Raw genomic sequence first — 22,627 nt, 5'->3', positions numbered from 1 at the left:
AGGCGCGCGCGATGGGCAAGGGGGCAGCGGCCCGAGCCGGGCGACTGTGCCAAGATGACGCCGCAGGGTTGCGGCGCCGTCCGGTTGTGTCAGATGACCTGCTCACCGGGGCGGGACATCGAGAAGACCTCGGTCACGCGGGTGAAATCGCGATAACCCATGCGGGCCAGCGGCTGGTAGCGGCTCACGTCGAAAATGCCGTCCACGATGCAGTCGTCGCGCAGGTGAATACCCACCACCTCGCCAAAAGCGACCAGATTGGCCGTTCCGGCAAGCTCCACGATCTGGGTCAGGCGGCATTCCATGGTCGCGGGCGCATTGGCGACGCGGGCACAGTCGATCTGCGAGCATTCCGCGCGCACGATCCCGGCCATCTCGGCCTCATCCACGTCCTTGTCCCATGGCCCGGAGGTCAGGTTCATCGCCTCGCGCATGGCGTATTCCACCACGTTCACGGCAAAGACGCCGGTATCGCGGATATTGGCAAGCGTGTCCTTCGTGCCATCCCGATCGTGCTTCTTGCCGGTCGTGGCAAACATCACCTGCGGCGGGGTGTAGGACACCGCGTTGAAGAAAGAATAGGGGGCGAGGTTCTCGGAACCATCCTTGCCGCGTGTCGAGATCCACGCGATCGGACGCGGGGTCACGATGGCGTTGAAGGGGTTATGCGGCAGGCCGTGGCCGTCCTCGGGGCGATAGAACATGTCTGGCGTCTCCTTTGGGAGTGATTTAACGCTGTGACGACGGCGTTTCCAGCCGCAATGTATGCAAATGCAGGATCTTCGACGGCTCGGGCATGACTTATCTCCTGGAACAGGAAACGGAAGAGGATTGGTGGGAAGTCGAGCAGCTGCTCGATACCTGTTTCGCGCCCGGGCGCGAGGCGCTTTCCTCCTACCGGCTGCGTGAAGGAGTGGACCCGGTCGCGCGCCTCTGCCTGACCGCGCGCGAGGACGGAATCCTTGCCGGGGCGATCCGGGTCTGGCCGGTGCGGGTGGCGGGGCGCACCGTTGCCCTGATTGGCCCCGTGGCCGTTCACCCGACCCGCCAGGGCGAAGGGCTTGGCGCCCTGTTGATCCGCGAAGTAATAGACCGCGCGGCGGTCATCGGTTGGCAGCGGATGATGCTGGTGGGCGATGCGCCCTATTACAACCGCTTCGGTTTTCGCAAGCTCGAAGGCGTGGTCATGCCCCCCCCGACCAACCCCGATCGGGTGCTGGGCGTCGGCGATTGGGAGGGGATTACCGGCACGGTCATCCGTGCGGCCGGGGCCGGCGTCTCGCCGCTCAGGCAGGAACGGGTCAGTTGAGATCGTGGCCATAGCTGGGGCGAACGCCGCTGCGGCGCGCCTCTTCCTCGATGGTCTCGCACACCCGGTCGACAGAGCCCCAGATGGTCACGGATTCCCCGGCCAGCCGCCGATTACGGCGTAACACGGACCGGATCAGGTCTACCTGGTCGGCCGGCACGTGCCAGACGACATCGGGCGCTTCTCCCGACTCGGGCGGCATATACCCTTTCCAGGCGATGCGGGTCAGCACGCGGCGCGCGGAATCGCTCCGGCTACGCGGTATTTCAAGTGAAAGAATATCGGTCACGTCTCGTCGATCTCCCCAACGTGGCGTGTGCCGAGAGTGCACACACAAAGCATCGGGTCGTTGCGCGCAGCAACCCGTCATTCACGGCTTCCGGAGCAGGCTGGGGATGGTGCGTCTTCTCATGTTCGCGCAAGAAGAAGACACTCCTGGTCCATGTGGAGATCATACTGCGCGGAACCGGTTCCCTCAAGGGCGGCGGCGAATAATGCGCGGCCTTCCGGCAAAGCTCCGCTTGCGCCGGTCAGCCCTGCTGGCGCAACCAGTCCATGAGCGCCGGGCGCACCGTCTGTGCACCGCCGGCACGGGCATCGTCGATCAATTCCCGCACTTCGGCCAGGTTCGATCGCCGCAACAGGTGCTTGACCGGGCCGATCGAGGCCGGTCGCATGGAAAGCGCCCGGAACCCCATGGCCGCGAAGCAGAGCGCCTCGACCGGGCGCCCGGCATCCTCGCCGCAGAAACTCAGCGGTATCTTGGTCTCGTTGCAGCGCATGACGATCCATTCCAGGAAGGTCAGGAAGGACACGTTCAGCGTGTCATAGCGGCGTCGAACGCGTTCGTTCTCGCGGTCGGCGGCAAAAAAGAACTGCTTCAGGTCGTTGCCGCCAACGGAGATGAAATCGGCCATCTCGAAGAACTGCCTCGGCGCGAAGGCGAGGCTGGGCGTCTCCAGCATGGCGCCGATCTCTACCTTCTCCGGCAGGACATGACCCATCTTTTCTTCGCGGTCCAACTCGTCGAGCAAACGGCGCCGCGCCACGCGGAACTCGTCGAACTGGGCGACAAAGGGGAACATGACCGAGAGCGGCCGTCCCTTTGCGCCGCGGATCATGGCCTGCAGTTGCATCCGCATCACACCGGGCTTGTCGAGACCGACCCGGATCGCCCGCCAGCCGAGCGCCGGGTTCGGCTCGTCCTGCGGCTTCATGTAGGGCAGAACCTTGTCCGAACCGATATCGAGCGTGCGAAAGATCACGCGCCTGCCCTCGGCGGCATCGAGCACGCGCGAGTAGGTCGCCGCCAGGTCGCCACGGCTCGGCAGCTTGGAGCGAACCAGAAATTGCAGCTCGGTCCGGAACAGGCCGACGCCCTCGGCGCCAGAGGATTTGAGCGAGGGAAGATCGGCCATCAGCCCGGCATTCATGTCGAGCCGTATCGTCGGCCCATAGACGGTGGTGGCAGGGACGCGGCGAATGGAGGCGTAGCGCTCCTGCGCCTTTGTCATCATCGCCATCTTGTCGCGGAAGGCGGTTGCAACCGATTCCTCGGGCCGCAGATGCACGATGCCCTGCTCACCATCGACCAGAACCGGGTCGCCGTTCAGCGCCTCGGTGGTGATGCGCTCGCAGTTGATCACCAGCGGAATGGCCAGTGCGCGGGCGACAATTGCCGCGTGGCTGCCCACCGAGCCTTCTTCGAGGATGATCCCCTTGAGCCCGCGTCCATAAGCCAGCAATTCGCCCGGCCCGATATTGCGTGCCACCAGGACCGGATTTTCCGGCATCTCGACGCCGGTATGGCTGCCCTGTCCGGTCAGCAACCGTAACAGCCGGTTTGACAGGTCATCGAGGTCGTGCAGGCGCTCGCGCAGGTAGGGGTCCGGCACCTGCTCCATCCGTGCGCGCGCGGCGGTCTGTTCCTTCTCGACCGCGGCTTCCGCCGACAGGCCGCGATTGATGTCGGCCTCCATCCGCCGCTTCCAACCCTTGGAATTGGCAAACATCCGGTAGGCTTCCAGCACGTCGCGCTGGTCCTTGTCGGTCATGTCGGCACTGGTCAGCATCTCGTCCACCGAGATGCGCAGCTTGTCCACCGCTTCGCCCAGCCGAACCAGTTCGGACTCGGCATCGTCCGCGAAGGGGTTGGTGACGACCACACGCGGTTCGTGCAGCAGCACACGGCCCTCCGCCGCGCCTTCCTGGCCGACGCTGCCACGCAGCATGACCGGGTGCTGGTGCGGGGCGGCCATGGCGGCGCCTTCGCCGATGAAGGCGCCCAGTTCCGTCATCTCGGCCAAAACCATGGCGACGACCTCGGTCGCGTAGACCTGGTCCTCGCTATAGGGCTTGGACTCCTTGGACTGCACCACCAGCACGCCGAGCCGTTCGCCCAGCCGTTGGATCGGCACGCCGAGGAAGGCCGAATAGATCTCCTCCCCGGTCTCCGGCATGAAGCGGAAGCCGGCCTCCGAAGGCGCGTTTCCGGTATTGATCGGCTTGGTGGATGCGGCCACGCGGCCGACGAGACCTTCGCCCATCCGCATCCGCGTCTTGTGCACGGATTCAGGGTTGAGGCCTTCCGTCGCGCAAAGCTCGAGCGTGTCCTCGTCGCGGAAAAGATAGATCGAGCATACCGGAGTCGCCATCTCCTCGGCGATTAGCCGGGTGATGCGGTCAAGCCGTTCCTGCCCCTCGGCAGGCTCTGCAAGGGCCTGCTTCAGCCGGCCCAGCAGCTTTCTGCTGCCACTTTGGGTTTCGCTCACCTGTCTCGTCCCCTTTGGGGGAGCGGCGGGGCGTTATTACCCCGCTTTCTCCAGCCCGAAGGCATCATGGAGTGCCTGAACGGCCAATTCCAGATATTTCCGGTCGATCAGGACAGAGATCTTGATCTCCGATGTCGTGATGACCTTGATATTGATGCCTTCGCTCGAAAGCGCGTCAAACATCTGAGCGGCCACGCCGGTATGGGAGCGCATCCCGATGCCGACCACCGAGATCTTGCAGACGTCGTTATCCACCACGACGTCGTGGTAGTTGATCAGTCCCTTTTCGCGGGCTTCCTGAACGGCGCGGTCGGCGCGGGCCACCTGGTTTGTGGGGCAGGAGAAGGTCATGTCGGTGCGACCTTCCTCGGAGATATTCTGGATGATCATGTCGACGTTGACGCCGCCATCCGAAAGCGTTCCAAAGATCGCGGCGGCCACACCGGGGCGGTCTGCGACCGAAACGAGCGTGACCTTGGCTTCGTCGCGGCTATAGGCCACGCCAGAGACGACATTGCTTTCCATGATTTCCTCCTCGTCGCAGACCAGCGTGCCTGCGTTGGGGTCATATTCCTCGAAAGACGAGAGCACGCGGAGCGGAACCTTATAGCGCATGGCCAGCTCCACCGAGCGGGTCTGGAGCACCTTGGCGCCCAGGCTCGCAAGTTCCAGCATTTCCTCGAAGGCGATCTTGTCGAGCTTGCGCGCCTTGGAGGAGATCCGCGGGTCGGTCGTGTAGACGCCGTCCACATCGGTATAGATATCGCAGCGTTCCGCACCGAATGCGGCGGCAAAGGCGACGGCGGTGGTGTCCGAGCCGCCGCGTCCGAGCGTGGCGATCCGGCCTTCCTCGGTAACGCCCTGGAAGCCGGCAACGACAGCCACTTTCATGCCTTCGGCAAACTTGGTGTTGATATTATGGGTCGGGATCTCTTCGATCCGCGCCGCGGCATGCACTGGCGATGTCTTGAGCGGCACCTGCCAGCCCTGCCACGAGCGGGCGGGGACGTCCATTTCCTGAAGCGTCAGCGCCATCAGGCCGGCTGTGACATTCTCGCCCGAGCTGACAACCGCGTCATATTCGCGGGCGTCGAAAAGCGGCGAGGTCTCCTCGACCCACCCGACCAGCTCGTTCGTCTTGCCGGCCATGGCCGAGACGATGACGATGACATCGTAGCCGTTGGCCACTTCGCGGCCGACGCGCTTGGCTGCCCGGCGGATCCGGTCCAGCGTGGCGACAGAGGTGCCGCCGAATTTCATTACCAGAAGCGGCATGGTTTCCGCCCGTTCCTTTGGTTCCGTTCGCGGGCCGGGATAGGCGAAGGGGGGGCAGGACGCAAGGGCAAGCGGCGCAAAGCCGGTCTGCGGAGTTTTCTCGGGCGGCTCGGGCCCCCGATGCCTCCGTTCGCGGGCCGTCCGTCACCGAACTGGCCGATGCCGCAGCTCAGGCGGTCAAGCGATGACCGTGTTGTCTGTCGCGATGCGTCGCAGCCATTTGGCCAATAGCCAATGCCTCATGAACGTTCAGCAATCGGCGAGCCGCTCGCATGTCCCTGGCCATGTCGATGCCCGCGGGCAGAGGGGCGCTGGTCATGTGCCGGAGTGTTTCGCGTGTAAGGTCGTCGAGCAGGAGGCTCTCGGCCGGGGTTCCCGTGGCTTCAAGGATCTGATGCTCTTCAAGGAGCACATGCAGGAAACAGACCTGCCGTTGCGGAACGATCCGGACGGAGCCGCTATCCACCAGGGTCTTTGCGGGAACGAGGACTTCCGGCTCCGCGAAGAGAAGCTCCGCCGGGGCGCCGGTGACGAGCATCCGGTGTTGCTGGGAAACCCGCAGCGGCGCGGTGTTCCCGATTGCGCCGGGTGCGAAATACACCGGGGCCGCGGTTCCCACACCCGGCAGGCGGCGCCGGCCAACCCATTCGACCGGCTGCAATCCATTGTCGCGTGTCTGGACCGGGTCGCCTTGTGCCAGGGTCTCTACCGGGCGCGGGCCATTTCGCGTGAGAATGCGCGTTCCCTCACAGAAGCAGACATGGCCGTAGGTCTCTTCCTGCGTGTCATGGGTATAGAACTGCGCGGCGCTCCCGGAGGCCGTGACGTCATAGTACCATCGGTCGATATCGTGGTTTGGGGTCCAGAGCACGTGAACGACGCCGAGATGCGGATCCGTCCCTTCGAACACGACCGCCCCGACATCCCTGCCTCCCGGCGGGGCCGAACGCAGAACGACTGCGTCGCAAAGGGTGACAATCCCCGCCGGACCGGTGAAGCTGATCGAACAACTCTCCCCGGTTTGGAAAAGGTCGGGGCTGTCCTCCTCGCGATTCGACGTGATCACGAGCGAGACACAGGTCTCCGGAGAAGGGTCGATATTGCTGGTTGTGGGAGTGATGCCAATATTTGGTCCGCTCGATAAAGCGAATTCGGTGTTCTTGGCCCTAATCTCAACCATGATCTTCTTCGCTTGCATCTTCTTGGTGACCTGAGCCGTCTAGTGCCTCGTCGAAGTCGCGCGGTCGCACCGAGCCCCCTGAGCAGGTGCTAATCATGTTTTCCGATTCGGTTTGTCTCGACTGCCCGCGACCTCCATCTACAGGGCATGAGTTTAAAAAAGCGTTCCATCCTGATCATTGCCCTGCTGACGGCGGGGCCTGTTCTGGCGCAAACCCTGACGGGCTCGGCGTATATCACCGATGGAGACACGATTCGTGTCGGGGCGGAGGTCATCCGCCTGCACGGGATCGATGCCCCCGAGAGCGGCCAGGAATGCGAGGGGCGCGATGGCCATGCCTGGGCCTGTGGGGAATGGGCACGGGAGGTGCTTTCGGAGCTGTTGGAGAACAAAACCGTGCGCTGCGAGGGGATCGAACGGGACCGTTACGGCCGGTTGGTCGCCAAATGTCACGTCGACGGCATGGATATCGGCGAGGAGATGGTCGCGCGCGGCGCGGCCCATGCCTATCGCAAGTATTCGCTCGACTATGTGGATGCCGAGAAACGGGCCTTTGTCGCGGCAATCGGGCTGTGGAAGGGAGAGCATTTGCCGCCAGAGGCTTACCGGGCGCAGAACTCCGAGGCGGAGCAGCCGGTTCCGGCCGCCGGGTGTGCGATCAAGGGCAATATCTCCAAATCCGGCCGAATATATCATGTGCCCGGGCAACATGATTACGCGGCGACGCGAATCGACGAGGGCAAGGGAGAGCGCTGGTTCTGCAGCCCGCAGGAAGCCGAAGCCGCCGGTTGGCGAGCGGCGCGCCGGTGAGAACCGTCGGGCTCTACTCCCGGATTTCGTAGGGAAGAACTTCGCGCCGATTGACCGGAAAGCTCAGCTTGCGTTCCAGCGGCGGGATGGATCTCTGGTGACAATCGCTCCTTTCGCAGATCCTGCAGGAGGTGCCGATGGGCTCGTATGCGGCCGGGTTCTCGGTATCGAGCCCGTCTGCATAGACAAGTTGCGAAGCATGGCTGACCTCGCAACCAAGTGCGATGGCATAGCGCCGGTCTGGCGCTCCCCAGGCCCCGGCATGTTTCGAAACATCGCGTGCGAGCAACAGGTAGCGTTCGCCATCCGGCGTCTGTGCCAACTGTCGCAGGAAGTGGCTCGGGGTCTCGAAGGCGCGGTGGACATTCCAGAGCGGGCAGGCACCGCCGAAACGGGCGAATTGCAGGCGCGTCGCGGAATGGCGCTTGGTGATATTGCCGGCCTGATCCACGCGTACGAAGAAGAAGGGGACGCCCTTGTCGCCGACCCGTTGCAAGGTCGAAAGCCGATGCATGATCTGTTCGAACGAGGCGTCGAAGCGATGGGCCAGCCGTTCGATGTCGTGGCGCGTTTCCTGGGCGGCCGCGCGGAACCGGCCATAGGGCAGCAGCGCCGCGCCGGCGAAGTAGTTGGCCAGACCGATCCGGGCGATGGCGCGGGCCTGGTCGCTCTGGAACCGGGCCAGATCCAGTGTCGCCTCCAGAAGGTCGGATTGTGTGATAAGTGCAATCTGGTGCAGGAGCTGGAAATTTCGGGTTGCGGGGGCAGCCTGGGCCGAGAGGGTTAGTTCCCTCTGTTCCGGGTCGTAGTAGCGGAGGTGTTTTCTCTCGGAAAGGCTGAGGGTTATACCGCGTTCCTGAAGCGCATGATGTGCTGACGCGACGGGATCGTCACCGGCAAAAAACTCTGCCGCACGGTCGACCGCATCGATGTGATTGTCGATATAGTGAAAGAAATCGCGCACCTCGTCCCAGGGCGATACCGCCACGCTCTCGGCCCGTTGACCGAGTGCTGCGTCGAGCGAGACCAGCCGCTCCTGGGTTCTGCGATAGGCGCTGTGCAGTTCGAGAAAGGCGCGGGTCAGGGCGGGTGCGTTCGAGGCGGCAAGCCGCAGATCCGCAAGCGGTGGGGTGTCGGAGAAGACCGGGTCGGCCAATGCCTCGCGCATGTCGGTGACGATCCGCTCAGTGTCACCCGAGCTCAGCTCGGTCACGTCCAGCCCGAATTCCTGCGCGAGCGCCAGCACGACCGTGGTGGAGACCGGCCGGTGGTTGTTCTCCATCTGGTTGAGATAGGGCAGCGACACCCCGAGCTTGGCGGCAAAGACCTTCTGTGTCAGGCCGAGGCGCGTACGGATTTCATGCAGCTTTACGCCGGCATAGAGCTTCTTCTGGGACATGGTTCTTTGCAGCTTCGCTTTTTGCCGAGTGTCGCTTTGCAAAGATCAGGTGGCAAGCTGCAATTGCCGTTCCCGGCGCAGCACGAAGAGCATGCACAGAAGGGAGAGGGCGGAGGAGAGCAACATCAGGACCTGCAGCGGCATGGGCGAGGCGCTCCCTTCAAGGAGATGCCCGGCCAGGCTCGACAGCGCCGCGCCGCCTCCGATCATGATGAAACCGCCCAGACCACTGGCAGTTCCGGCCAGCTTCGGCCGGACCGACAGCAGGCCGGCGGCCGTGTTCGGCATGACCAGGCCATTGCCCAGCCCGAGGGTGGTGATGAGGCCAAAGAACAGGAGTGGGTGCTGAATGCCCGCCAGCCCCAAAAGAAGCGACAGGCCCATGCCTGCCGTGGCGATGGCAGTGCCCCAGAGACTCAACGGGTTGATCCCGATCCGGGCCGAAAAGCGCCCGGAGATGAAGTTGCCGAGGCCGTAGCCGATTGCCGGAGCGCCAAGGCAGATACCGGTCCAGAATGGGGGCAGGTTGAAGATGTGGTCGGCCGCATAGGGAGCGCCACCGAGAAAGGCGAAAAAGGCGCCCGAGGCGAAGGCGGCGGCCAGCGCATAGCCCCAGAATCGTGGCGAGGTCAGCAATTCGGGGTAGTCGCGGACCTGCTCGGCGAAAGTGGCGCCGGTATTGGTGGCGGTCTCCCCGAGATCCCTCCAGCAGAGCCAGGCAATGCCCCCTCCGAATAGTATGAGAAAGACAAAGATCGACTGCCAGCCGAACAGCTCGTCCAGCGCCCCGCCGATCATTGGGGCGAACATCGGCACGAGGGACATTCCCATCGTGACATAGCCGATCCGCGAGGCGGCTTCGTTCTGTGGGTAGATGTCGCGCACGATGGCGCGCGACAGCACGATCCCCACCGCGACCGTCGATTGCAGCATGCGGAAGATCAGGAAAACCGTGGCGGAGGTTGCCAGCAGGCAGCCGAGCGTCGCAAGCAGGAAGATCAGGATCGACACGAGCACTACGGAGCGCCGGCCATAGCGATCCGAGATCGGGCCGATCAGCAATTGCATGACCGCGGTCATCGCCAGGTAAAGCGAGACCGAGAGTTGCATGACCGCGTAATCCGTCTCGAAATAGTCGGACATTGCCGGAAGGGACGGCAGGAAGACCGACATGTTCATCGCCGACAGTCCCGCGAGCAGAACCAGTGTGACGATATGTGGCGGGGTTGCGCGGTCGAGAAATGAGACCTGTCTGGGCGCTTGCATTGCACGGAAATAAGCGCTGGAGCACGAGAAGTCCATGTTGCGTTCGGCTTTCGGCGGGAGATGGAATATTTGCAATGTTTCAATTTGCATTCAATTGATTGCCAATTATTTGCAAATTTTCTAAATCAGTCTTTCCGTTCTTCGCCGAGGAGCGTTACCACGGTGCGAGGAAATCAGGGGGACGGAGAATGAGAGAGATTCTTGAGGAGCTGGAAAGTCGTCGTGCATCCGCCCGGCTTGGTGGAGGTCAGCGCCGTATCGATAACCAGCACAAAAAAGGCAAACTGACCGCGCGTGAGCGGATCGACCTGCTGCTGGACGAGGGGTCCTTCGAAGAATTCGACATGTTCGTTACCCATCGCTGCACCGAGTTCGGCATGGAGAACGAGAAGCCCGCGGGCGATGGTGTCGTGACCGGCTGGGGGACGATCAACGGCCGGCTTGTCTATGTCTTCAGCCAGGATTTCACGGTTTTCGGCGGATCGCTCTCGGAGAGCCACGCGCAGAAGATCTGCAAGATCATGGATATGGCGGTGCAGAACGGCGCGCCGGTGATCGGGCTGAACGATTCCGGCGGTGCGCGGATCCAGGAGGGCGTGGACAGCCTTGCCGGCTATGCCGAGGTGTTCCAGCGCAATATCGAGGCCTCCGGGATCATCCCGCAGATCTCGGTCATCATGGGGCCCTGCGCGGGCGGCGCGGTCTATTCTCCGGCGATGACGGATTTCATCTTCATGGTGAAGGACACCTCCTACATGTTCGTCACCGGCCCCGACGTGGTGAAGACGGTGACCAACGAGGTGGTGACGGCCGAAGAGCTTGGCGGGGCCTCGACCCATACGCGGAAATCCTCGGTGGCGGACGGGGCGTTCGAGAATGACGTGGAAGCACTGGTGGAGATCCGGCGGCTCTTCGATTTCCTGCCGCTCAACAACAAGCAGAAAGCGCCAGTGCGGCCCTTCTTCGACGATCCGAACCGGACCGATGACAGCCTCGACACGCTGATTCCGGACAATGCGCATACGCCGTATGACATGAAGGAGCTGATCCTGAAGGTCGCCGACGAAGGGGATTTCTTCGAAGTTCAGGAGGAGCACGCGAAGAACATCATCACCGGCTTCATTCGTATCGAAGGGCAGACCACCGGCGTGGTGGCCAACCAGCCGATGGTGCTGGCGGGGTGCCTCGATATCGACAGTTCCAAGAAGGCCGCACGTTTCGTGCGGTTCTGCGATGCGTTCGAGATCCCGATCCTGACGCTGGTCGATGTACCGGGCTTCATGCCGGGGACAGACCAGGAATATGGCGGGGTGATCAAGCACGGCGCCAAGCTGCTCTTTGCCTTTGGCGAGGCGACGGTGCCGAAGGTGACGGTGATTACCCGCAAGGCCTATGGCGGGGCCTATGACGTGATGTCTTCCAAGCACCTGAAGGGCGATATCAACTATGCCTGGCCGACTGCCGAGATCGCGGTGATGGGCGCCAAGGGGGCGGTGGAGATCCTGCATCGCTCGGAATTGGGCGATGCGGAGAAAATCGCTGCCCGCACGGCGGAGTACGAGGATCGTTTCGCAAATCCCTTCGTTGCGGCGGAGCGGGGCTTTATTGACGAGGTGATCCAGCCGCGGCGGACGCGGCTCCGGGTGGCGCGGGCCTTTGCCTCGCTCAGAAACAAGAAAGTGGCTATGCCCTGGAAGAAGCACAACAACATTCCGCTGTGAAGTGGAGGCTGGGACGGGGGGCGCTGCCCCCCGAGCCCCCCGGGAAATTTGTGGAAACAGGAAGGGCAGGTCACGTCGGATGAAAAGGCTCGGTTTGGACATCGCGGTGGCGACGCCGAGAGAGCGGATGTGAGCCGGGGGCGATGGCATGTGCGGCGCGAAGGCGCTCGGCTTGTTCTGGCGCGGCATTTGCCGGCGCGTTTCGACGTGGTGGCGGAGACGACCTTGCCCAAGGCGGGGCGTGAACGGATCGCGCAGCAGGTTCGGCAGGATATGTGGCGCGCGCTGAAAGGGCAGCGGGGGTTCTCGCCGGTGGTCGAGGTGGCGTCCTGCGAGACGGGTTTGCGTGTCCGGGCCGGCGGGCGCGTCGAGGCCGCCCGGTTCGATCGGAACAGACTGGAGGCACGGATCGCCTCCGTTCTGGAAGCGCCGGAGAAGCGGCGTCGTTGGGTTTTGAATGCCGGGGGGCAAGGCAGATGAAGCGGAGGATGGCAGCCATTGCAGTCGTGGCGGGCGCGGGTGCGCTTCAGGCAGAGGAGGTGGTGACACCGTCCGGGCTGTCGGTGGAATTTCTCGACCGGATCGTCGAGACGCAAGCGGATGGCGAGACATGGCTGACCCTGCGCTTCGTGACGCCCCGGATTGGAGATGACGAGGGCGAACTGGGATATGACCAGGTCGCGGATGACATAGACGCCCTGTGCGACATTGAAGGGGTGAAGGCCGCGACCGAAACCGGAAAGGTGGACCAGCTCATGATCGCCTTGATGGACAGGGCGGTGCAGCGGGGCGAGCACGACCCGGAGGCGACGATGTTCATCGGTGCCTACCTGCTGACCGAGGGAGGCTGTGTCTGGCAATGAAGTTCCACCCGGAAATCAAAGAAGTAACCGGAAGCGTCAGGAGTGGGCCATGCTGAAACATCGGGGCTTTCCCAGCCGGCTGTCCGGCACGGATTACCAATTCACCGTACGTCGGGCCAACAAGGGCGGGGCGACGCCGCTCAGGGCGCGCGAGCGTTTTGCCGATCGCAAGCCGGCGGACCGGCGGGCGGACGCGGCTTTTCTCAATGCCATCCTGGAGCATTTCGGCGACGCGCCCTTCGAGCGCGGGAACCTCGATGCGGGGCGGCTGAACTGGCTCTTTGGCCGCGAGATCGTGGCCGCCGAGGAACCGTTCGATCCCGAAAGCTACGAGGCGCTGCTCAAAGCGGATCTCAAGGTGATTCAGCGGAGCTTTCCGGACGTCCTGGACAATTTCGAGATCATCGACGACCCCGACGACGGGGAGGATTGGGCGTGATTTTGCCGAACTCCCTGAAACCATGGCAGGAACCGGCCTATCCAGTGGTCCCGGCAACTGCGCGCTTTGGGGAATCGGCGTTTCGGTGCAACAAGGGGGCGGATACGGTGCATCCCACGTCAGTCGCCGTCTCCGGGATCGATAGAAGTACCCATTCCGACTTTCGGCGGCCGCGCAATCCCCTTGCACGGCTGCCTTTTTTTGCTCCTGCTGCCGCTCTGCTCGAAGGCGGCGGAACTTTGCTGGCTTCCGTCGCGAAAGGATACCCCTCGGCCGCGCGCTGCGCCATTAAAGCGCCGAGGCAATTCCGAAACGGAGCAGGAAACCGATGCAGAAAACACTCAGACTTGCCGCGAGCGTTGCGCTCGTGGGGCTGTTGGCGGCTTGTGAGGATGGAACGGACTGGCAACGGGCCGGTCTTGGGGCTGTGGCAGGCGCCGGGGTGGCGACCGTGGCTGGCACGAGCATTGCAACCGGCGTTGCGGTTGGCGCTGCGGCAGGTGCGCTGTCGGACGACGCGGCGCGATTGCTCAGATAGGAATTACGCGACGACGCTGCGCTGCGGCTTTGCCGTGAAAACAGACGAGGCCACTGGGGCGTTCTGCTCCAGTGGTCTTTTTCGTGACATTTGCAAAGGACCGGCCGCAGAGGGAGTGGCCGAGAGTCCAATGGGAGGGGTTGGAGCATGTTCAAGAAGCTGCTGATTGCGAACCGGGGCGAGATCGCCTGCAGGGTCATCAAGAGCGCACGGAAAATGGGGATCAAGACGGTCGCCATCTATTCGGATGCGGATCGTAACGCGCTGCATGTGCAGATGGCGGACGAGGCGGTGCATATCGGCCCACCGCCCGTGAACCAGTCCTATATCGTCATCGACAAGGTGATGGAGGCGATCCGCCAGACCGGGGCCGAGGCCGTGCATCCGGGTTATGGGTTCCTCAGCGAGAACCGCAAGTTTGCCGAGGCGCTGGAAGCCGAGGGCGTGGCCTTTGTCGGCCCGCCGGCTTCGGCCATCGAGGCGATGGGCGACAAGATCACCTCCAAGAAGCTGGCGCTGGAGGCCGGCGTTTCCACAGTGCCTGGCTATATGGGCCTGATCGGCGATGCCGAGGAAGCGGTGAAGATCGCGAACCAGATTGGCTACCCGGTGATGATCAAGGCCTCCGCGGGCGGTGGCGGCAAGGGGATGCGGATCGCCTGGAGCGACGCCGAGGCGCGCCAGGGGTTCCAAAGCTCCAAGAACGAGGCGGCGGCGAGCTTCGGCGACGACCGGATTTTCATCGAGAAATTCGTCACCCAGCCGCGCCATATCGAGATCCAGGTTCTGGCCGACAAGCACGGCAACTGCATCTATCTTAACGAGCGGGAGTGCTCGATCCAGCGGCGCAACCAGAAGGTGATCGAGGAGGCCCCGAGTCCCTTCCTCGACCCCGAGACACGCGCGGCGATGGGCAACCAGGCCTGCGCGCTTGCCAAGGCGGTGAATTACTGCTCGGCAGGGACGGTGGAATTCATCGTCGATGGCGACAGGAATTTCTATTTCCTCGAGATGAATACCCGCCTGCAGGTGGAGCATCCGGTGACCGAACTGACCACCGATATCGACCTCGTGGAACAGATGATCCGCGTCGCTGCCGGGGAGGAACTGGGTATCGAGCAGGAGGATGTCGGCATCAAGGGCTGGGCAATCGAGAGCCGACTCTATGCCGAAGATCCCTATCGCGGTTTCCTTCCCTCCATCGGCCGGCTGACCCGTTACCGCCCGCCCGCAGAAGCGGCGACGCATGAAAAGGGCGTGCGCAACGATACCGGCGTCTACGAGGGCGGCGAGATCTCGATGTTCTATGACCCGATGATCGCCAAGCTCTGCACCTGGGGGCCGACTCGTGCCAAGGCGATCGACCATATGCGCGACGCGCTGGATGCGTTCGAAGTCGAAGGAATTGGCCATAACATCCCGTTCCTGTCCGCGGTGATGGACCATCAGCGTTTCATCGACGGCAATATCACCACCGCTTTCATCGACGAGGAATATCCCGATGGTTTCAACGGGGTGGAATTGAGCGAGGCCGGTAAGAAACGGGTTGCCGCCTGCGCCGCCGGCATGTTCCGCGTTGCCGAGATCCGGCGGACACGGATTTCCGGCACGATGGACAACCACAAGCGCAAGATCGGCACGGAGTGGATCGTCTCGGTCGACGGCGAGGAGTTTCCGATCAAGGTGGAAGCCAACAAGCATGGCACCACGGTCGTCTTCGAGGATCGCCGGATCGGGATGAAGTCGAAATGGACCCCGGGCGACTCGCTGGCCGAGGTCGATATCGCCGGCAAGAAACACCACTTCAAGGTTGACAAGATCACCTCCGGCTACCGCATCCGCTACCGTGGCGCCGACATGAAGGTGAATGTGTTCACTCCGCTTCAGGGGGCGCTTGCCCGGTTGATGCCGGAGAAAGTGGCGCCGGATACCTCCAAGCTGCTGCTTTGTCCGATGCCGGGGCTGATCGTGAAGCTCGATGTCGCGGTTGGCGACGAGGTTCAGGAAGGCCAGTCGCTCTGCACCGTCGAGGCGATGAAGATGGAGAATATCCTGCGCGCCGAAAAAACGGGTATCGTGTCCAGGATCAATGCGGGGCCGGGCGACAGCCTCGCCGTCGATGACGTGATCATGGAATTCGAATAGGAAGGCGAGCGGGAATGGCAAGCGCGACACGGACTCGACCGAAGGTAGCGACGCATATGCGCTGCGGCCTCTCGGTGCGTGTTGCGCTGCCGGTCCTAGCGAATAAAACAGGTTCGGCAGAGGTCAGTTCATGACATCCGCCCGCCCGCTTCACTGGCCGATCGATCCGCTCCTGTCGCGGATTTCCTGTCGCCGAAGCGGGGTCTTGTCGATGGAGCGGGTGATTTCGCGGGTCGACCAGGGTGCGGGTTTTCGCAGCTTGATCTCACCATCCTTGTCCACCATGACCAGCGCGAATCCGCGCGGGCGCAGATCCTTGCGCACGTCCGAACGCAGTTCGGGCGCGGTGTCCGTCACCACGACCACGTCCCGTTCGAGCAGGTCGCGCGGGCGTTCCTCGATCATCTGCATCTGCTTGGTGAAGCGCGGATCGGCCGGCGTGTCGGCAAAGACCAGCAGGACTCGTTTCGTCCAGAGATACGATGCCAGGTCAACCTGCTCGGCCGACAGGATCTCCAGTTCGGCGGGTATTTCGGCGTTCTCGGCCGGTTCTGCCGTTTCCTGCGCGGTTGCCGCAAGGGGTGCGACGGCGAGGGCGGCGGAAACAAGGAACATGCTCAGGGGGATGCGGAACAAATCGGGCTCTCCTGCTGTCTTCAAAGATATAGGGGAGGCAAAGCGGAAAGCTAAGGGAAAATCGTGCGAAAGCCGCATGCGGCCAATCATCCTTAACGCGCCGGCAAGGGGCTGTGGGTTATGGCAGGGGAAGAGAACCCGTGCGGGCTGGCGGCCCGTGCCAGCCGGAGCCCGTGCGAACATGCATGTAACCCTTCACCTCGGCGCCCACCGGACCGGCGCCTCGACGATGCAGAATTTCCTGACGGGCAATGCCCGGCTGCTTGCGCAGGAGGGGATCGCCGTCTGGGCGCCGCCGCACACGCGGCGTGGCCTGCTGTCGGGGCTGGTGCGCCGTCCGGATCGGATCACGCTGCCGCTGGAACGGCTTGGCCGCCATTCCTGTGGCCGGTTGCAGGTGTTGCAGCATTCCGCCGCGCGGTCAGGGATGGAGCGGCTCATCCTGTCAGAACAGAACCTTCTGGGGACAGCTGCGGAATGCCTGCGCTCGGAGCGGCTCTATCCTTGGGTTTTCGAACGGCTGAACCGGGTCGTGCCGGCGCTCCACGGCTCCTGCGACCGGATCGTTCTGGGCATTCGCGCCTATGACCGTTTCTGGACCTCCCTGCTGGGCCAGGCCGTGCTGAACGGCCATTCGGCGCCGGATTGTGCCACGCTTGACCGGTTGGTGACGCAACCGCGCCGGTGGCGCCGGGTGATCGAGGAGATTTCGGCCGCCTTTCCCTCGGCGCGACTTTTTGTCTGGCCCTATGAGCGTCTTGGCGGGCTTCCGGAGCGACAATTGGCAGCAATGACGGGCAATTCCCTGTCCCCGGGTTTCGCGGTTCGCATGGCGGGTGTGCGCTCTTGGGAGGCGCGCGGGGCGACGCCAGAGGATATATGCGGGGTGATGGCGGATTGCGGCCATCTCGCCCCGATTCCGATCAGCAGCGACGGACGTTGGCTGCCATTCGACCGAGATCAGCGAGAGGCGCTGGTGGCGCAATATGCCGAGGACGTGGCCTGGCTTCGTTCTGGCGCAAATGGCCACGCAACGCTTATAGAACGCGCGGACGCTCGCGAACTGCGCATAATGGACATGACAGGAGGATCAATCCCCGATGACCGACATCAAAACACCACAGGACTGGGCTGAGCTGGCCACGAAGGAGTTGCGCGGCAAGCCGCTCGACGCTCTGACGTGGGAAACGCTCGAAGGCATCAAGGTCAAGCCGCTCTACACGGAAGAGGACATCAAGGGCCTGCCGCATATGGGGTCGCTGCCGGGCTTCGAGCCCTTCACGCGCGGTCCCAAGGCAACGATGTATGCCGGTCGCCCCTGGACGATCCGTCAATATGCCGGGTTCTCCACCGCAGAAGAATCCAACGCCTTCTATCGCCGTGCGCTTGCCGCCGGTCAGCAGGGCGTTTCCGTCGCTTTCGACCTCGCCACGCACCGCGGTTACGACTCCGACCACCCGCGCGTGGAAGGTGACGTTGGCAAGGCCGGTGTGGCCATCGACAGCGTGGAGGACATGAAGATCCTCTTCGACGGTATCCCGCTCGACAAGGTCTCGGTCTCGATGACCATGAACGGCGCCGTGATCCCCGTTCTCGCCAACTTCATCGTCGTGGGCGAAGAGCAGGGCCATGACAAATCCGTGCTGGCCGGCACCATTCAGAACGACATTCTGAAGGAGTTCATGGTCCGCAACACCTATATCTACCCGCCCGAGCCCTCGATGCGGATCATTGGCGACATCATTGAATATACCGCCAACGAGATGCCGAAGTTCAACTCGATCTCGATCTCGGGCTACCACATGCAGGAAGCCGGCGCGGACCTCGTCCAGGAGCTTGCCTTCACACTGGCCGACGGTCGCGAGTACGTGCGCACAGCGATCAAGGCCGGCATGCCGGTCGACAAGTTCGCCGGCCGTCTGTCGTTCTTCTTCTGCATGGGCATGAACTTCTTCATGGAGATCGCCAAGCTGCGGGCCGCGCGGACGCTCTGGTCGCGCGTGATGACCGATCTCGGCGCGAAGGACCCGCGTTCCAAGATGCTGCGGACCCACTGCCAGACCTCCGGTGTGTCGCTGGCCGAGCAGGATCCGTACAACAACGTGATCCGGACCGCCTATGAGGCGATGTCGGCCGCGCTCGGCGGCACCCAGTCGCTGCACACCAACGCGCTCGACGAGGCCATCGCGCTGCCGACCGATTTCTCGGCCCGTATCGCCCGGAACACCCAGATCATCCTTCAGGAAGAGACGCAGGTGACCAAGGTGGTCGACCCGCTCGCCGGCTCCTACTACGTGGAGGCGCTGACCAACGAGCTGATCGAGAAAGCCTGGGCCCTGATGGAAGAGGTCGAGGAACTGGGCGGCATGACCGCCGCTGTCAACTCCGGCATGCCCAAGTTGCGCATCGAGGAATCGGCGGCCAAGCGCCAGTCGATGATCGACCGCGGCGAGGAAGTCATCGTTGGCGTCAACAAGCACAAGCTTGCCAAGGAAGACGAGCTGGAAATCCTCGACGTCGACAACGTCGCGGTCCGAAAGTCGCAGATCGAGCGCCTCGAGAAAATGCGTTCGACGCGGGACGAGGCTGCCTGCCAGGCCGCGCTCGAGGAGATCACGCGCCGGACCACGGAAGGTGGCAACCTGCTGGAGGCCGCCGTCGACGCCGCCCGCGCCCGGGCATCCGTTGGGGAGATCAGCATGGCGATGGAGAAGGTGTTCGGCCGCCACCGGGCCGAAATCAAGACACTCTCTGGTGTCTATGGCGCTGCCTACGAGGGCGACGACGAGTTCATCGCGATCCAGAAATCGATCGAGGAATTCGCCGAGAAGGAAGGCCGTCGTCCGCGGATGCTCGTGGTCAAGATGGGCCAGGACGGCCATGACCGCGGCGCCAAGGTGATCGCCACGGCCTATGCCGATATCGGCTTCGACGTCGACGTAGGCCCGCTCTTCCAGACCCCGGAAGAAGCCGCGCAGGACGCCATCGACAACGACGTGCATATCGTCGGCATCTCCTCGCTGGCTGCTGGCCACAAGACGCTGGCTCCGCGTCTCGTCGAGGAGCTGAAAAAGCAGGGCGCCGAGGACATCATCGTGATCTGCGGCGGGGTTATCCCGCACCAGGACTACGAGTTCCTCTACAATGCCGGCGTTTCCGCGATCTTCGGCCCGGGCACCAATATCCCGGCGTCCGCGCAGGAGATCATGAATATCATCAGCAAGAAGCGCGAAACCGCCGCCTGATCTCGGGCCGCGTTGCGGAGATGCTTTCTCCGCGGATTGAAAACATGCCAAAAGAAGGGGCGGGCCGTTATGAGCCCGCCCTTTTTCTGTGAGGCGCGATGTTCGAATTCGATCACCTGGCCATATCCTGCGAGACTCTGCCAGCCGGTGTGGACGCGGTCGAGGCGGCGCTGGGCGTGCGGCTCGGTCCGGGCGGGCAGCATCCCGATTTCGGCACCCATAACCGCCTGCTGTCGCTCGGCGGCACCGAATACCTGGAAGTGATCGCGGTGGACCCGTCGGCGCCGCCGCCATCGCGGCCCCGCTGGTTCGATCTGGATTCCTTCTCCGGTTCGCCGCGATTGACGAACTGGATCTTGCGCTGCGCGGATATGGGGGCGGCACAGGCCACGCTTGGGGACGAGATCGGCGCGCCGATCGCCCTCAGCCGGGGCGCCTATCGCTGGTCGATGGCGGTTCCGGAGGATGGGCGGTTGCCGTTCGACAATATACATCCGGCCGTGATCCAATGGCAGAGTGCACACCCCGCCGCGTCGCTGGAGCCAAGCGGTTGCCGGCTGTCTGCGCTGCTCATTCACCACCCCGAAGCCGAGGCTCTGCGCGACAGGCTGGGGCTGACCGATCCGCGTTTTCGGTTCGAAACCGGTCCGGCCGGCCTTGCTGCCGTGATCGACACGCCCGCCGGCCCGCGCCGGCTCGGCGGTTAGGGCAGGGGCTCAGAGGATCGCAAGCGGCTCCCGGCCGTTCGGTGGCGGGAACAGCGCGTCGAGCTCGGCGCGTATCTCGTCGGACAGGATGAGCTCGGCGGCCTCCGCGTTTTCCTCGACATGCTCGGCCCAACCCGCCTTGGGGATGGCGATCACGCCGCCGCCATCGATCGCCCAGGCCAGCGCGAGTTGCGCCGCGCTCACGCCAAGATCGCCCGCAAGCTCGATCAAATCTCCATCCTGCAACAGCCGCGCCTGGTCCACCGGCGAATAGGCCATGATCGGCAGGCCATTTGCCCGTGCTTCGGGAAGCAGGTCCCATTCGATGCCCCGGGTCGAGAGGTTGTAGAGCACCTGGTTGGTGGCCACCGCGCCGCCGCCGGGCACATCCGACAGCTCGTCCATGTCGCCGGGATCGAAATTCGACACGCCCCAGCGGAGGATCTTGCCCTGCGCGATCAGCCTCTCGAAGCCTTCAACCGTTTCCGCCAGCGGCACGCCGCCGCGCCAGTGCAGCAGGTAGAGATCGAGTCGGTCCGTCCCCAGCCGTTTGAGCGAGGCCTCGCAGGCATCGGCGACACCCTCAATGGTGGCGTTATGCGGATAGACCTTGGAGACCAGGAAAACCTCGTCCCGCAACCCGTCGATTGCCTCGCCCACAAGCTGCTCCGATGCCCCGTCGCCATACATCTCCGCCGTGTCGATCAGGTTCATGCCAAAGTCGACTCCGGTGCGCAGGGCGCGGATCTCCTCGTCGCGCCGGTTGCGCGAGTCGCCGATATACCAGGTGCCAAGGCCGAGATTGGGAAGCTCTGTCCCGTCGGGAAGACTGACTGAGCGCATCGTCGCTTCTCCTTTTCGCATGGAATTTCATCAAAGCTATGGCCGGATCGACCCGCCGCTGCAAGGTGCCGCACAAGGCCCTCATGCCGCAGCGTCCCCCCCTGTTGGATCGCGCGGCGGCGCGATAGGTTCGGGGCGATGTCGCTTTGGAGCCGCATATCCGCCGCGCTGTCCGCGCTGTCTTCCGGGGAACCCCTGTCGGAGGTGTTCAGCCGTTTGCGGACCCCGCCGGAAAAGAGCGTCGCTTTCGCCATTGCGGTGATCGCGCTCGGGGCCAAGCTGGCCAAGGCCGATGGTGCCGTGACCCGCGATGAGGTGCGCGCCTTTCGCGAGGTTTTCGTGATTCCACCGGACGAGGAGGCAAACGCGGCGCGCGTGTTCAACCTCGCCCGCCAGGACGTGGCCGGTTTCGACGTCTATGCCCGCAGCATCGCCCGGCTTTTCGACGATGGTCACGATGCGCTGCGCGATCTCATGGAAGGCCTGTTCCATATCGCCACGGCGGATGGCAGCTATCACGAGGCCGAGAACGCGATGCTCATGGAGGTCGCCGCGATTTTCGGTCTGACGGATCGGGAGTTTCGCAGTCTGCGGGCGCGTTGTGTCCGCGACACGCACCCCGACCCCTACGAGGTGCTGGGCGTGACGCCCGAAATGCCGATAGGCGAGATCCGTCGCGTCTGGCGGCAAGCGGTACGGGATAGCCACCCCGACGTGATGATGGCCCGCGGCGTGCCGGAGGAGGCGATCCGGATGGCCGAGCAACGGCTCATCGCGATCAACCGGGCCTGGGAGGAAATCTCGCGCTGACGGCTCAGCCGTGTTTGCGCCAGGCCTCCTGTTCGATGGCAAGCCGGGTCTGAAGGTCGGCCAGGCGGCGCATTTCCGCTTTACGTTCCTGCGGGTCGCTCAGTGCCTTCAGCCGCGCGCGGCTCTCGACGATCTGTTTCTGAACGACAACGGCTGCCGGCTTGGCATTGGCTTCCTTCATGATCCGCGCGACCACCGCGTCTTTCGACTGATGCAGGTCGGCCAGAGGCTTGCCTGCGCCGGGCAGGTTGTCGAAGGCGCCATTGGCCTCCGCCTCCCGAAAGGCGTTATTGACGAGGAAGTTCAGGATATCGGTCATGCGGGCTGCCACGTTGCTGTGCGCAAACTAGACCGGCATGCTAGTCACCCGAATCTAAAGTTCGCCGCATAGGGTTTGGGTTCGCTGGCAGAACCGCTTGACCGATGCGAGGATTTCATCGGCGGACTTGACCCATCTGTATGGTTTGGGGTTCTCGTTGTGTGCTTCGATGAAGGCGGCAATGTCGGCCTCCAGTTCGGCAGTCGAACGATGGACCCCGCGCTGCAACTGCTTGCGGGTCAATTCAGCGAACCAGCGTTCGACCTGATTGATCCATGATGCCAAGGTGGGCGTGAAGTGGACATGCCAGTGCGGACGGCGGGCGAGCCATGCCTTGATCCTGGGCGTCTT

General features: G+C 63.5%; 22 protein-coding genes and 1 pseudogene. 12 read left to right on the top strand and 11 right to left on the bottom strand.

Features of this window, described 5'->3' with window-relative positions; all coding sequences use genetic code 11:
• Positions 1 to 89: 89 nt before the first annotated feature.
• Positions 90 to 704: a flavin reductase family protein gene (locus BLR85_RS15170; protein ID WP_093157688.1), complete on the bottom strand. Its 615-nt coding sequence runs from the start codon at positions 702 to 704 to the stop codon at positions 90 to 92.
• A gap of 92 nt (positions 705 to 796) precedes the next feature.
• Between BLR85_RS15170 and BLR85_RS15165 the strand changes: the two genes are divergently transcribed.
• Positions 797 to 1,309 (top strand): GNAT family N-acetyltransferase, encoded by a 513-nt coding sequence (locus BLR85_RS15165; RefSeq protein WP_093157686.1) that lies wholly within the window; start codon positions 797 to 799, stop codon positions 1,307 to 1,309.
• Here BLR85_RS15165 and BLR85_RS15160 read toward each other — a convergent pair.
• The 4 genes from BLR85_RS15160 to BLR85_RS15145 form a co-directional block, all read right to left on the bottom strand.
• On the bottom strand, positions 1,302 to 1,598 hold the full coding sequence (locus tag BLR85_RS15160) for a hypothetical protein (RefSeq protein WP_139188415.1): 297 nt from the start codon (positions 1,596 to 1,598) through the stop codon (positions 1,302 to 1,304). The two genes, BLR85_RS15165 and BLR85_RS15160, sit on opposite strands and share 8 nt — an antisense overlap.
• 241 nt (positions 1,599 to 1,839) lie before the next feature.
• Entirely contained in the window at positions 1,840 to 4,080 is a 2,241-nt protein-coding gene (gene ptsP, locus BLR85_RS15155; RefSeq protein WP_093157682.1) for a phosphoenolpyruvate--protein phosphotransferase, read from the bottom strand.
• 36 nt (positions 4,081 to 4,116) lie between these two features.
• Positions 4,117 to 5,355 (bottom strand): aspartate kinase, encoded by a 1,239-nt coding sequence (locus BLR85_RS15150; RefSeq protein WP_068315900.1) that lies wholly within the window; start codon positions 5,353 to 5,355, stop codon positions 4,117 to 4,119.
• 169 nt (positions 5,356 to 5,524) lie between these two features.
• Entirely contained in the window at positions 5,525 to 6,535 is a 1,011-nt protein-coding gene (locus BLR85_RS15145; protein WP_170844588.1) for a Hint domain-containing protein, read from the bottom strand.
• A gap of 147 nt (positions 6,536 to 6,682) precedes the next feature.
• Here BLR85_RS15145 and BLR85_RS15140 point away from each other — a divergent pair, with 147 nt between their 5' ends.
• Positions 6,683 to 7,345, top strand: coding sequence for a thermonuclease family protein (locus tag BLR85_RS15140; protein ID WP_093157678.1), 663 nt, complete (start codon positions 6,683 to 6,685; stop codon positions 7,343 to 7,345).
• Between the two features lie 13 nt (positions 7,346 to 7,358).
• Here the strand turns inward: BLR85_RS15140 and BLR85_RS15135 are convergent, their stop codons facing one another.
• Both BLR85_RS15135 and BLR85_RS15130 read right to left on the bottom strand, forming a co-directional pair.
• Positions 7,359 to 8,744: a helix-turn-helix domain-containing protein gene (locus BLR85_RS15135; RefSeq protein WP_068315894.1), complete on the bottom strand. Its 1,386-nt coding sequence runs from the start codon at positions 8,742 to 8,744 to the stop codon at positions 7,359 to 7,361.
• 45 nt (positions 8,745 to 8,789) lie between these two features.
• Positions 8,790 to 10,010, bottom strand: a complete 1,221-nt coding sequence (locus tag BLR85_RS15130) for a multidrug effflux MFS transporter (protein WP_093157770.1) — start codon at positions 10,008 to 10,010, stop codon at positions 8,790 to 8,792.
• A gap of 188 nt (positions 10,011 to 10,198) precedes the next feature.
• Between BLR85_RS15130 and BLR85_RS15125 the strand changes: the two genes are divergently transcribed.
• From BLR85_RS15125 to BLR85_RS15100, 6 genes are all read left to right on the top strand, one after another.
• On the top strand, positions 10,199 to 11,731 hold the full coding sequence (locus BLR85_RS15125; protein ID WP_093157676.1) for an acyl-CoA carboxylase subunit beta: 1,533 nt from the start codon (positions 10,199 to 10,201) through the stop codon (positions 11,729 to 11,731).
• A gap of 129 nt (positions 11,732 to 11,860) precedes the next feature.
• On the top strand, positions 11,861 to 12,211 hold the full coding sequence (locus BLR85_RS15120) for a hypothetical protein (RefSeq protein ID WP_093157767.1): 351 nt from the start codon (positions 11,861 to 11,863) through the stop codon (positions 12,209 to 12,211).
• 8 nt (positions 12,212 to 12,219) lie between these two features.
• Positions 12,220 to 12,594 (top strand): DUF6497 family protein, encoded by a 375-nt coding sequence (locus BLR85_RS15115; protein ID WP_093157674.1) that lies wholly within the window; start codon positions 12,220 to 12,222, stop codon positions 12,592 to 12,594.
• Between the two features lie 49 nt (positions 12,595 to 12,643).
• Positions 12,644 to 13,033, top strand: a complete 390-nt coding sequence (locus tag BLR85_RS15110; RefSeq protein ID WP_093157672.1) for a hypothetical protein — start codon at positions 12,644 to 12,646, stop codon at positions 13,031 to 13,033.
• A 328-nt stretch (positions 13,034 to 13,361) separates the two neighbouring features.
• Complete coding sequence (locus BLR85_RS15105; RefSeq protein WP_093157670.1) at positions 13,362 to 13,571, top strand: hypothetical protein; 210 nt, start codon at positions 13,362 to 13,364, stop codon at positions 13,569 to 13,571.
• 147 nt (positions 13,572 to 13,718) lie between these two features.
• The gene (locus BLR85_RS15100) at positions 13,719 to 15,716 is read left to right on the top strand and encodes an acetyl-CoA carboxylase biotin carboxylase subunit (RefSeq protein ID WP_093157668.1); all 1,998 of its coding nucleotides are present in this window, start codon (positions 13,719 to 13,721) and stop codon (positions 15,714 to 15,716) included.
• A gap of 150 nt (positions 15,717 to 15,866) precedes the next feature.
• Here BLR85_RS15100 and BLR85_RS15095 read toward each other — a convergent pair whose 3' ends face one another.
• Entirely contained in the window at positions 15,867 to 16,352 is a 486-nt protein-coding gene (locus BLR85_RS15095) for a DUF4174 domain-containing protein (RefSeq protein WP_244520746.1), read from the bottom strand.
• A gap of 181 nt (positions 16,353 to 16,533) precedes the next feature.
• Between BLR85_RS15095 and BLR85_RS15090 the strand changes: the two genes are divergently transcribed.
• From BLR85_RS15090 to BLR85_RS15080, 3 genes are all read left to right on the top strand, one after another.
• A complete protein-coding gene (locus BLR85_RS15090) occupies positions 16,534 to 17,487 on the top strand; it encodes a hypothetical protein (RefSeq protein ID WP_093157666.1) in 954 nt (317 codons plus the stop codon).
• On the top strand, positions 17,453 to 19,597 hold the full coding sequence (gene scpA / locus BLR85_RS15085; RefSeq protein ID WP_093157664.1) for a methylmalonyl-CoA mutase: 2,145 nt from the start codon (positions 17,453 to 17,455) through the stop codon (positions 19,595 to 19,597). Before BLR85_RS15090 ends, scpA begins: the two co-directional genes overlap by 35 nt.
• A gap of 98 nt (positions 19,598 to 19,695) precedes the next feature.
• Positions 19,696 to 20,304: a VOC family protein gene (locus tag BLR85_RS15080; RefSeq protein WP_093157662.1), complete on the top strand. Its 609-nt coding sequence runs from the start codon at positions 19,696 to 19,698 to the stop codon at positions 20,302 to 20,304.
• A 9-nt stretch (positions 20,305 to 20,313) separates the two neighbouring features.
• On the opposite strand, the gene BLR85_RS15075 is transcribed toward BLR85_RS15080, so the two are convergent.
• Positions 20,314 to 21,147 (bottom strand): aldo/keto reductase, encoded by an 834-nt coding sequence (locus BLR85_RS15075; RefSeq protein ID WP_093157660.1) that lies wholly within the window; start codon positions 21,145 to 21,147, stop codon positions 20,314 to 20,316.
• A 138-nt stretch (positions 21,148 to 21,285) separates the two neighbouring features.
• On the opposite strand from BLR85_RS15075, the gene BLR85_RS15070 reads away from it, so the two are divergent.
• Positions 21,286 to 21,957, top strand: a complete 672-nt coding sequence (locus tag BLR85_RS15070) for a molecular chaperone DjiA (RefSeq protein ID WP_093157658.1) — start codon at positions 21,286 to 21,288, stop codon at positions 21,955 to 21,957.
• 4 nt (positions 21,958 to 21,961) lie between these two features.
• Here the strand turns inward: BLR85_RS15070 and BLR85_RS15065 are convergent, their stop codons facing one another.
• The gene (locus BLR85_RS15065) at positions 21,962 to 22,276 is read right to left on the bottom strand and encodes a DnaJ family domain-containing protein (RefSeq protein WP_093157656.1); all 315 of its coding nucleotides are present in this window, start codon (positions 22,274 to 22,276) and stop codon (positions 21,962 to 21,964) included.
• A 54-nt stretch (positions 22,277 to 22,330) separates the two neighbouring features.
• Positions 22,331 to 22,627: pseudogene (locus BLR85_RS15060) on the bottom strand (IS630 family transposase); the annotation flags it as partial.

It is taken from the genome of Aliiruegeria lutimaris (genome assembly GCF_900099935.1).
Classification (GTDB): domain Bacteria; phylum Pseudomonadota; class Alphaproteobacteria; order Rhodobacterales; family Rhodobacteraceae; genus Tropicimonas; species Tropicimonas lutimaris.
This window is presented reverse-complemented; position numbering and strand designations above follow the sequence as displayed.

What these genes read in the sequence shown, in the direction of transcription:
- BLR85_RS15110 (WP_093157672.1), top strand. Translation starts at nt 12,644, where the DNA reads ATGCTGAAACATCGGGGCTTTCCCAGCCGGCTGTCCGGCACGGATTAC.
- BLR85_RS15135 (WP_068315894.1), bottom strand. Translation starts at nt 8,744, where the DNA reads ATGTCCCAGAAGAAGCTCTATGCCGGCGTAAAGCTGCATGAAATCCGT.
- BLR85_RS15090 (WP_093157666.1), top strand. Translation starts at nt 16,534, where the DNA reads ATGCATGTAACCCTTCACCTCGGCGCCCACCGGACCGGCGCCTCGACG.
- BLR85_RS15145 (WP_170844588.1), bottom strand. Translation starts at nt 6,535, where the DNA reads ATGGTTGAGATTAGGGCCAAGAACACCGAATTCGCTTTATCGAGCGGA.
- BLR85_RS15100 (WP_093157668.1), top strand. Translation starts at nt 13,719, where the DNA reads ATGTTCAAGAAGCTGCTGATTGCGAACCGGGGCGAGATCGCCTGCAGG.
- BLR85_RS15165 (WP_093157686.1), top strand. Translation starts at nt 797, where the DNA reads ATGACTTATCTCCTGGAACAGGAAACGGAAGAGGATTGGTGGGAAGTC.
- BLR85_RS15140 (WP_093157678.1), top strand. Translation starts at nt 6,683, where the DNA reads ATGAGTTTAAAAAAGCGTTCCATCCTGATCATTGCCCTGCTGACGGCG.
- BLR85_RS15080 (WP_093157662.1), top strand. Translation starts at nt 19,696, where the DNA reads ATGTTCGAATTCGATCACCTGGCCATATCCTGCGAGACTCTGCCAGCC.
- BLR85_RS15125 (WP_093157676.1), top strand. Translation starts at nt 10,199, where the DNA reads ATGAGAGAGATTCTTGAGGAGCTGGAAAGTCGTCGTGCATCCGCCCGG.
- BLR85_RS15105 (WP_093157670.1), top strand. Translation starts at nt 13,362, where the DNA reads ATGCAGAAAACACTCAGACTTGCCGCGAGCGTTGCGCTCGTGGGGCTG.
- BLR85_RS15115 (WP_093157674.1), top strand. Translation starts at nt 12,220, where the DNA reads ATGGCAGCCATTGCAGTCGTGGCGGGCGCGGGTGCGCTTCAGGCAGAG.
- BLR85_RS15150 (WP_068315900.1), bottom strand. Translation starts at nt 5,355, where the DNA reads ATGCCGCTTCTGGTAATGAAATTCGGCGGCACCTCTGTCGCCACGCTG.
- BLR85_RS15075 (WP_093157660.1), bottom strand. Translation starts at nt 21,147, where the DNA reads ATGCGCTCAGTCAGTCTTCCCGACGGGACAGAGCTTCCCAATCTCGGC.
- BLR85_RS15130 (WP_093157770.1), bottom strand. Translation starts at nt 10,010, where the DNA reads ATGCAAGCGCCCAGACAGGTCTCATTTCTCGACCGCGCAACCCCGCCA.
- scpA (WP_093157664.1), top strand. Translation starts at nt 17,453, where the DNA reads ATGACCGACATCAAAACACCACAGGACTGGGCTGAGCTGGCCACGAAG.
- BLR85_RS15170 (WP_093157688.1), bottom strand. Translation starts at nt 704, where the DNA reads ATGTTCTATCGCCCCGAGGACGGCCACGGCCTGCCGCATAACCCCTTC.
- BLR85_RS15070 (WP_093157658.1), top strand. Translation starts at nt 21,286, where the DNA reads ATGTCGCTTTGGAGCCGCATATCCGCCGCGCTGTCCGCGCTGTCTTCC.
- BLR85_RS15065 (WP_093157656.1), bottom strand. Translation starts at nt 22,276, where the DNA reads ATGACCGATATCCTGAACTTCCTCGTCAATAACGCCTTTCGGGAGGCG.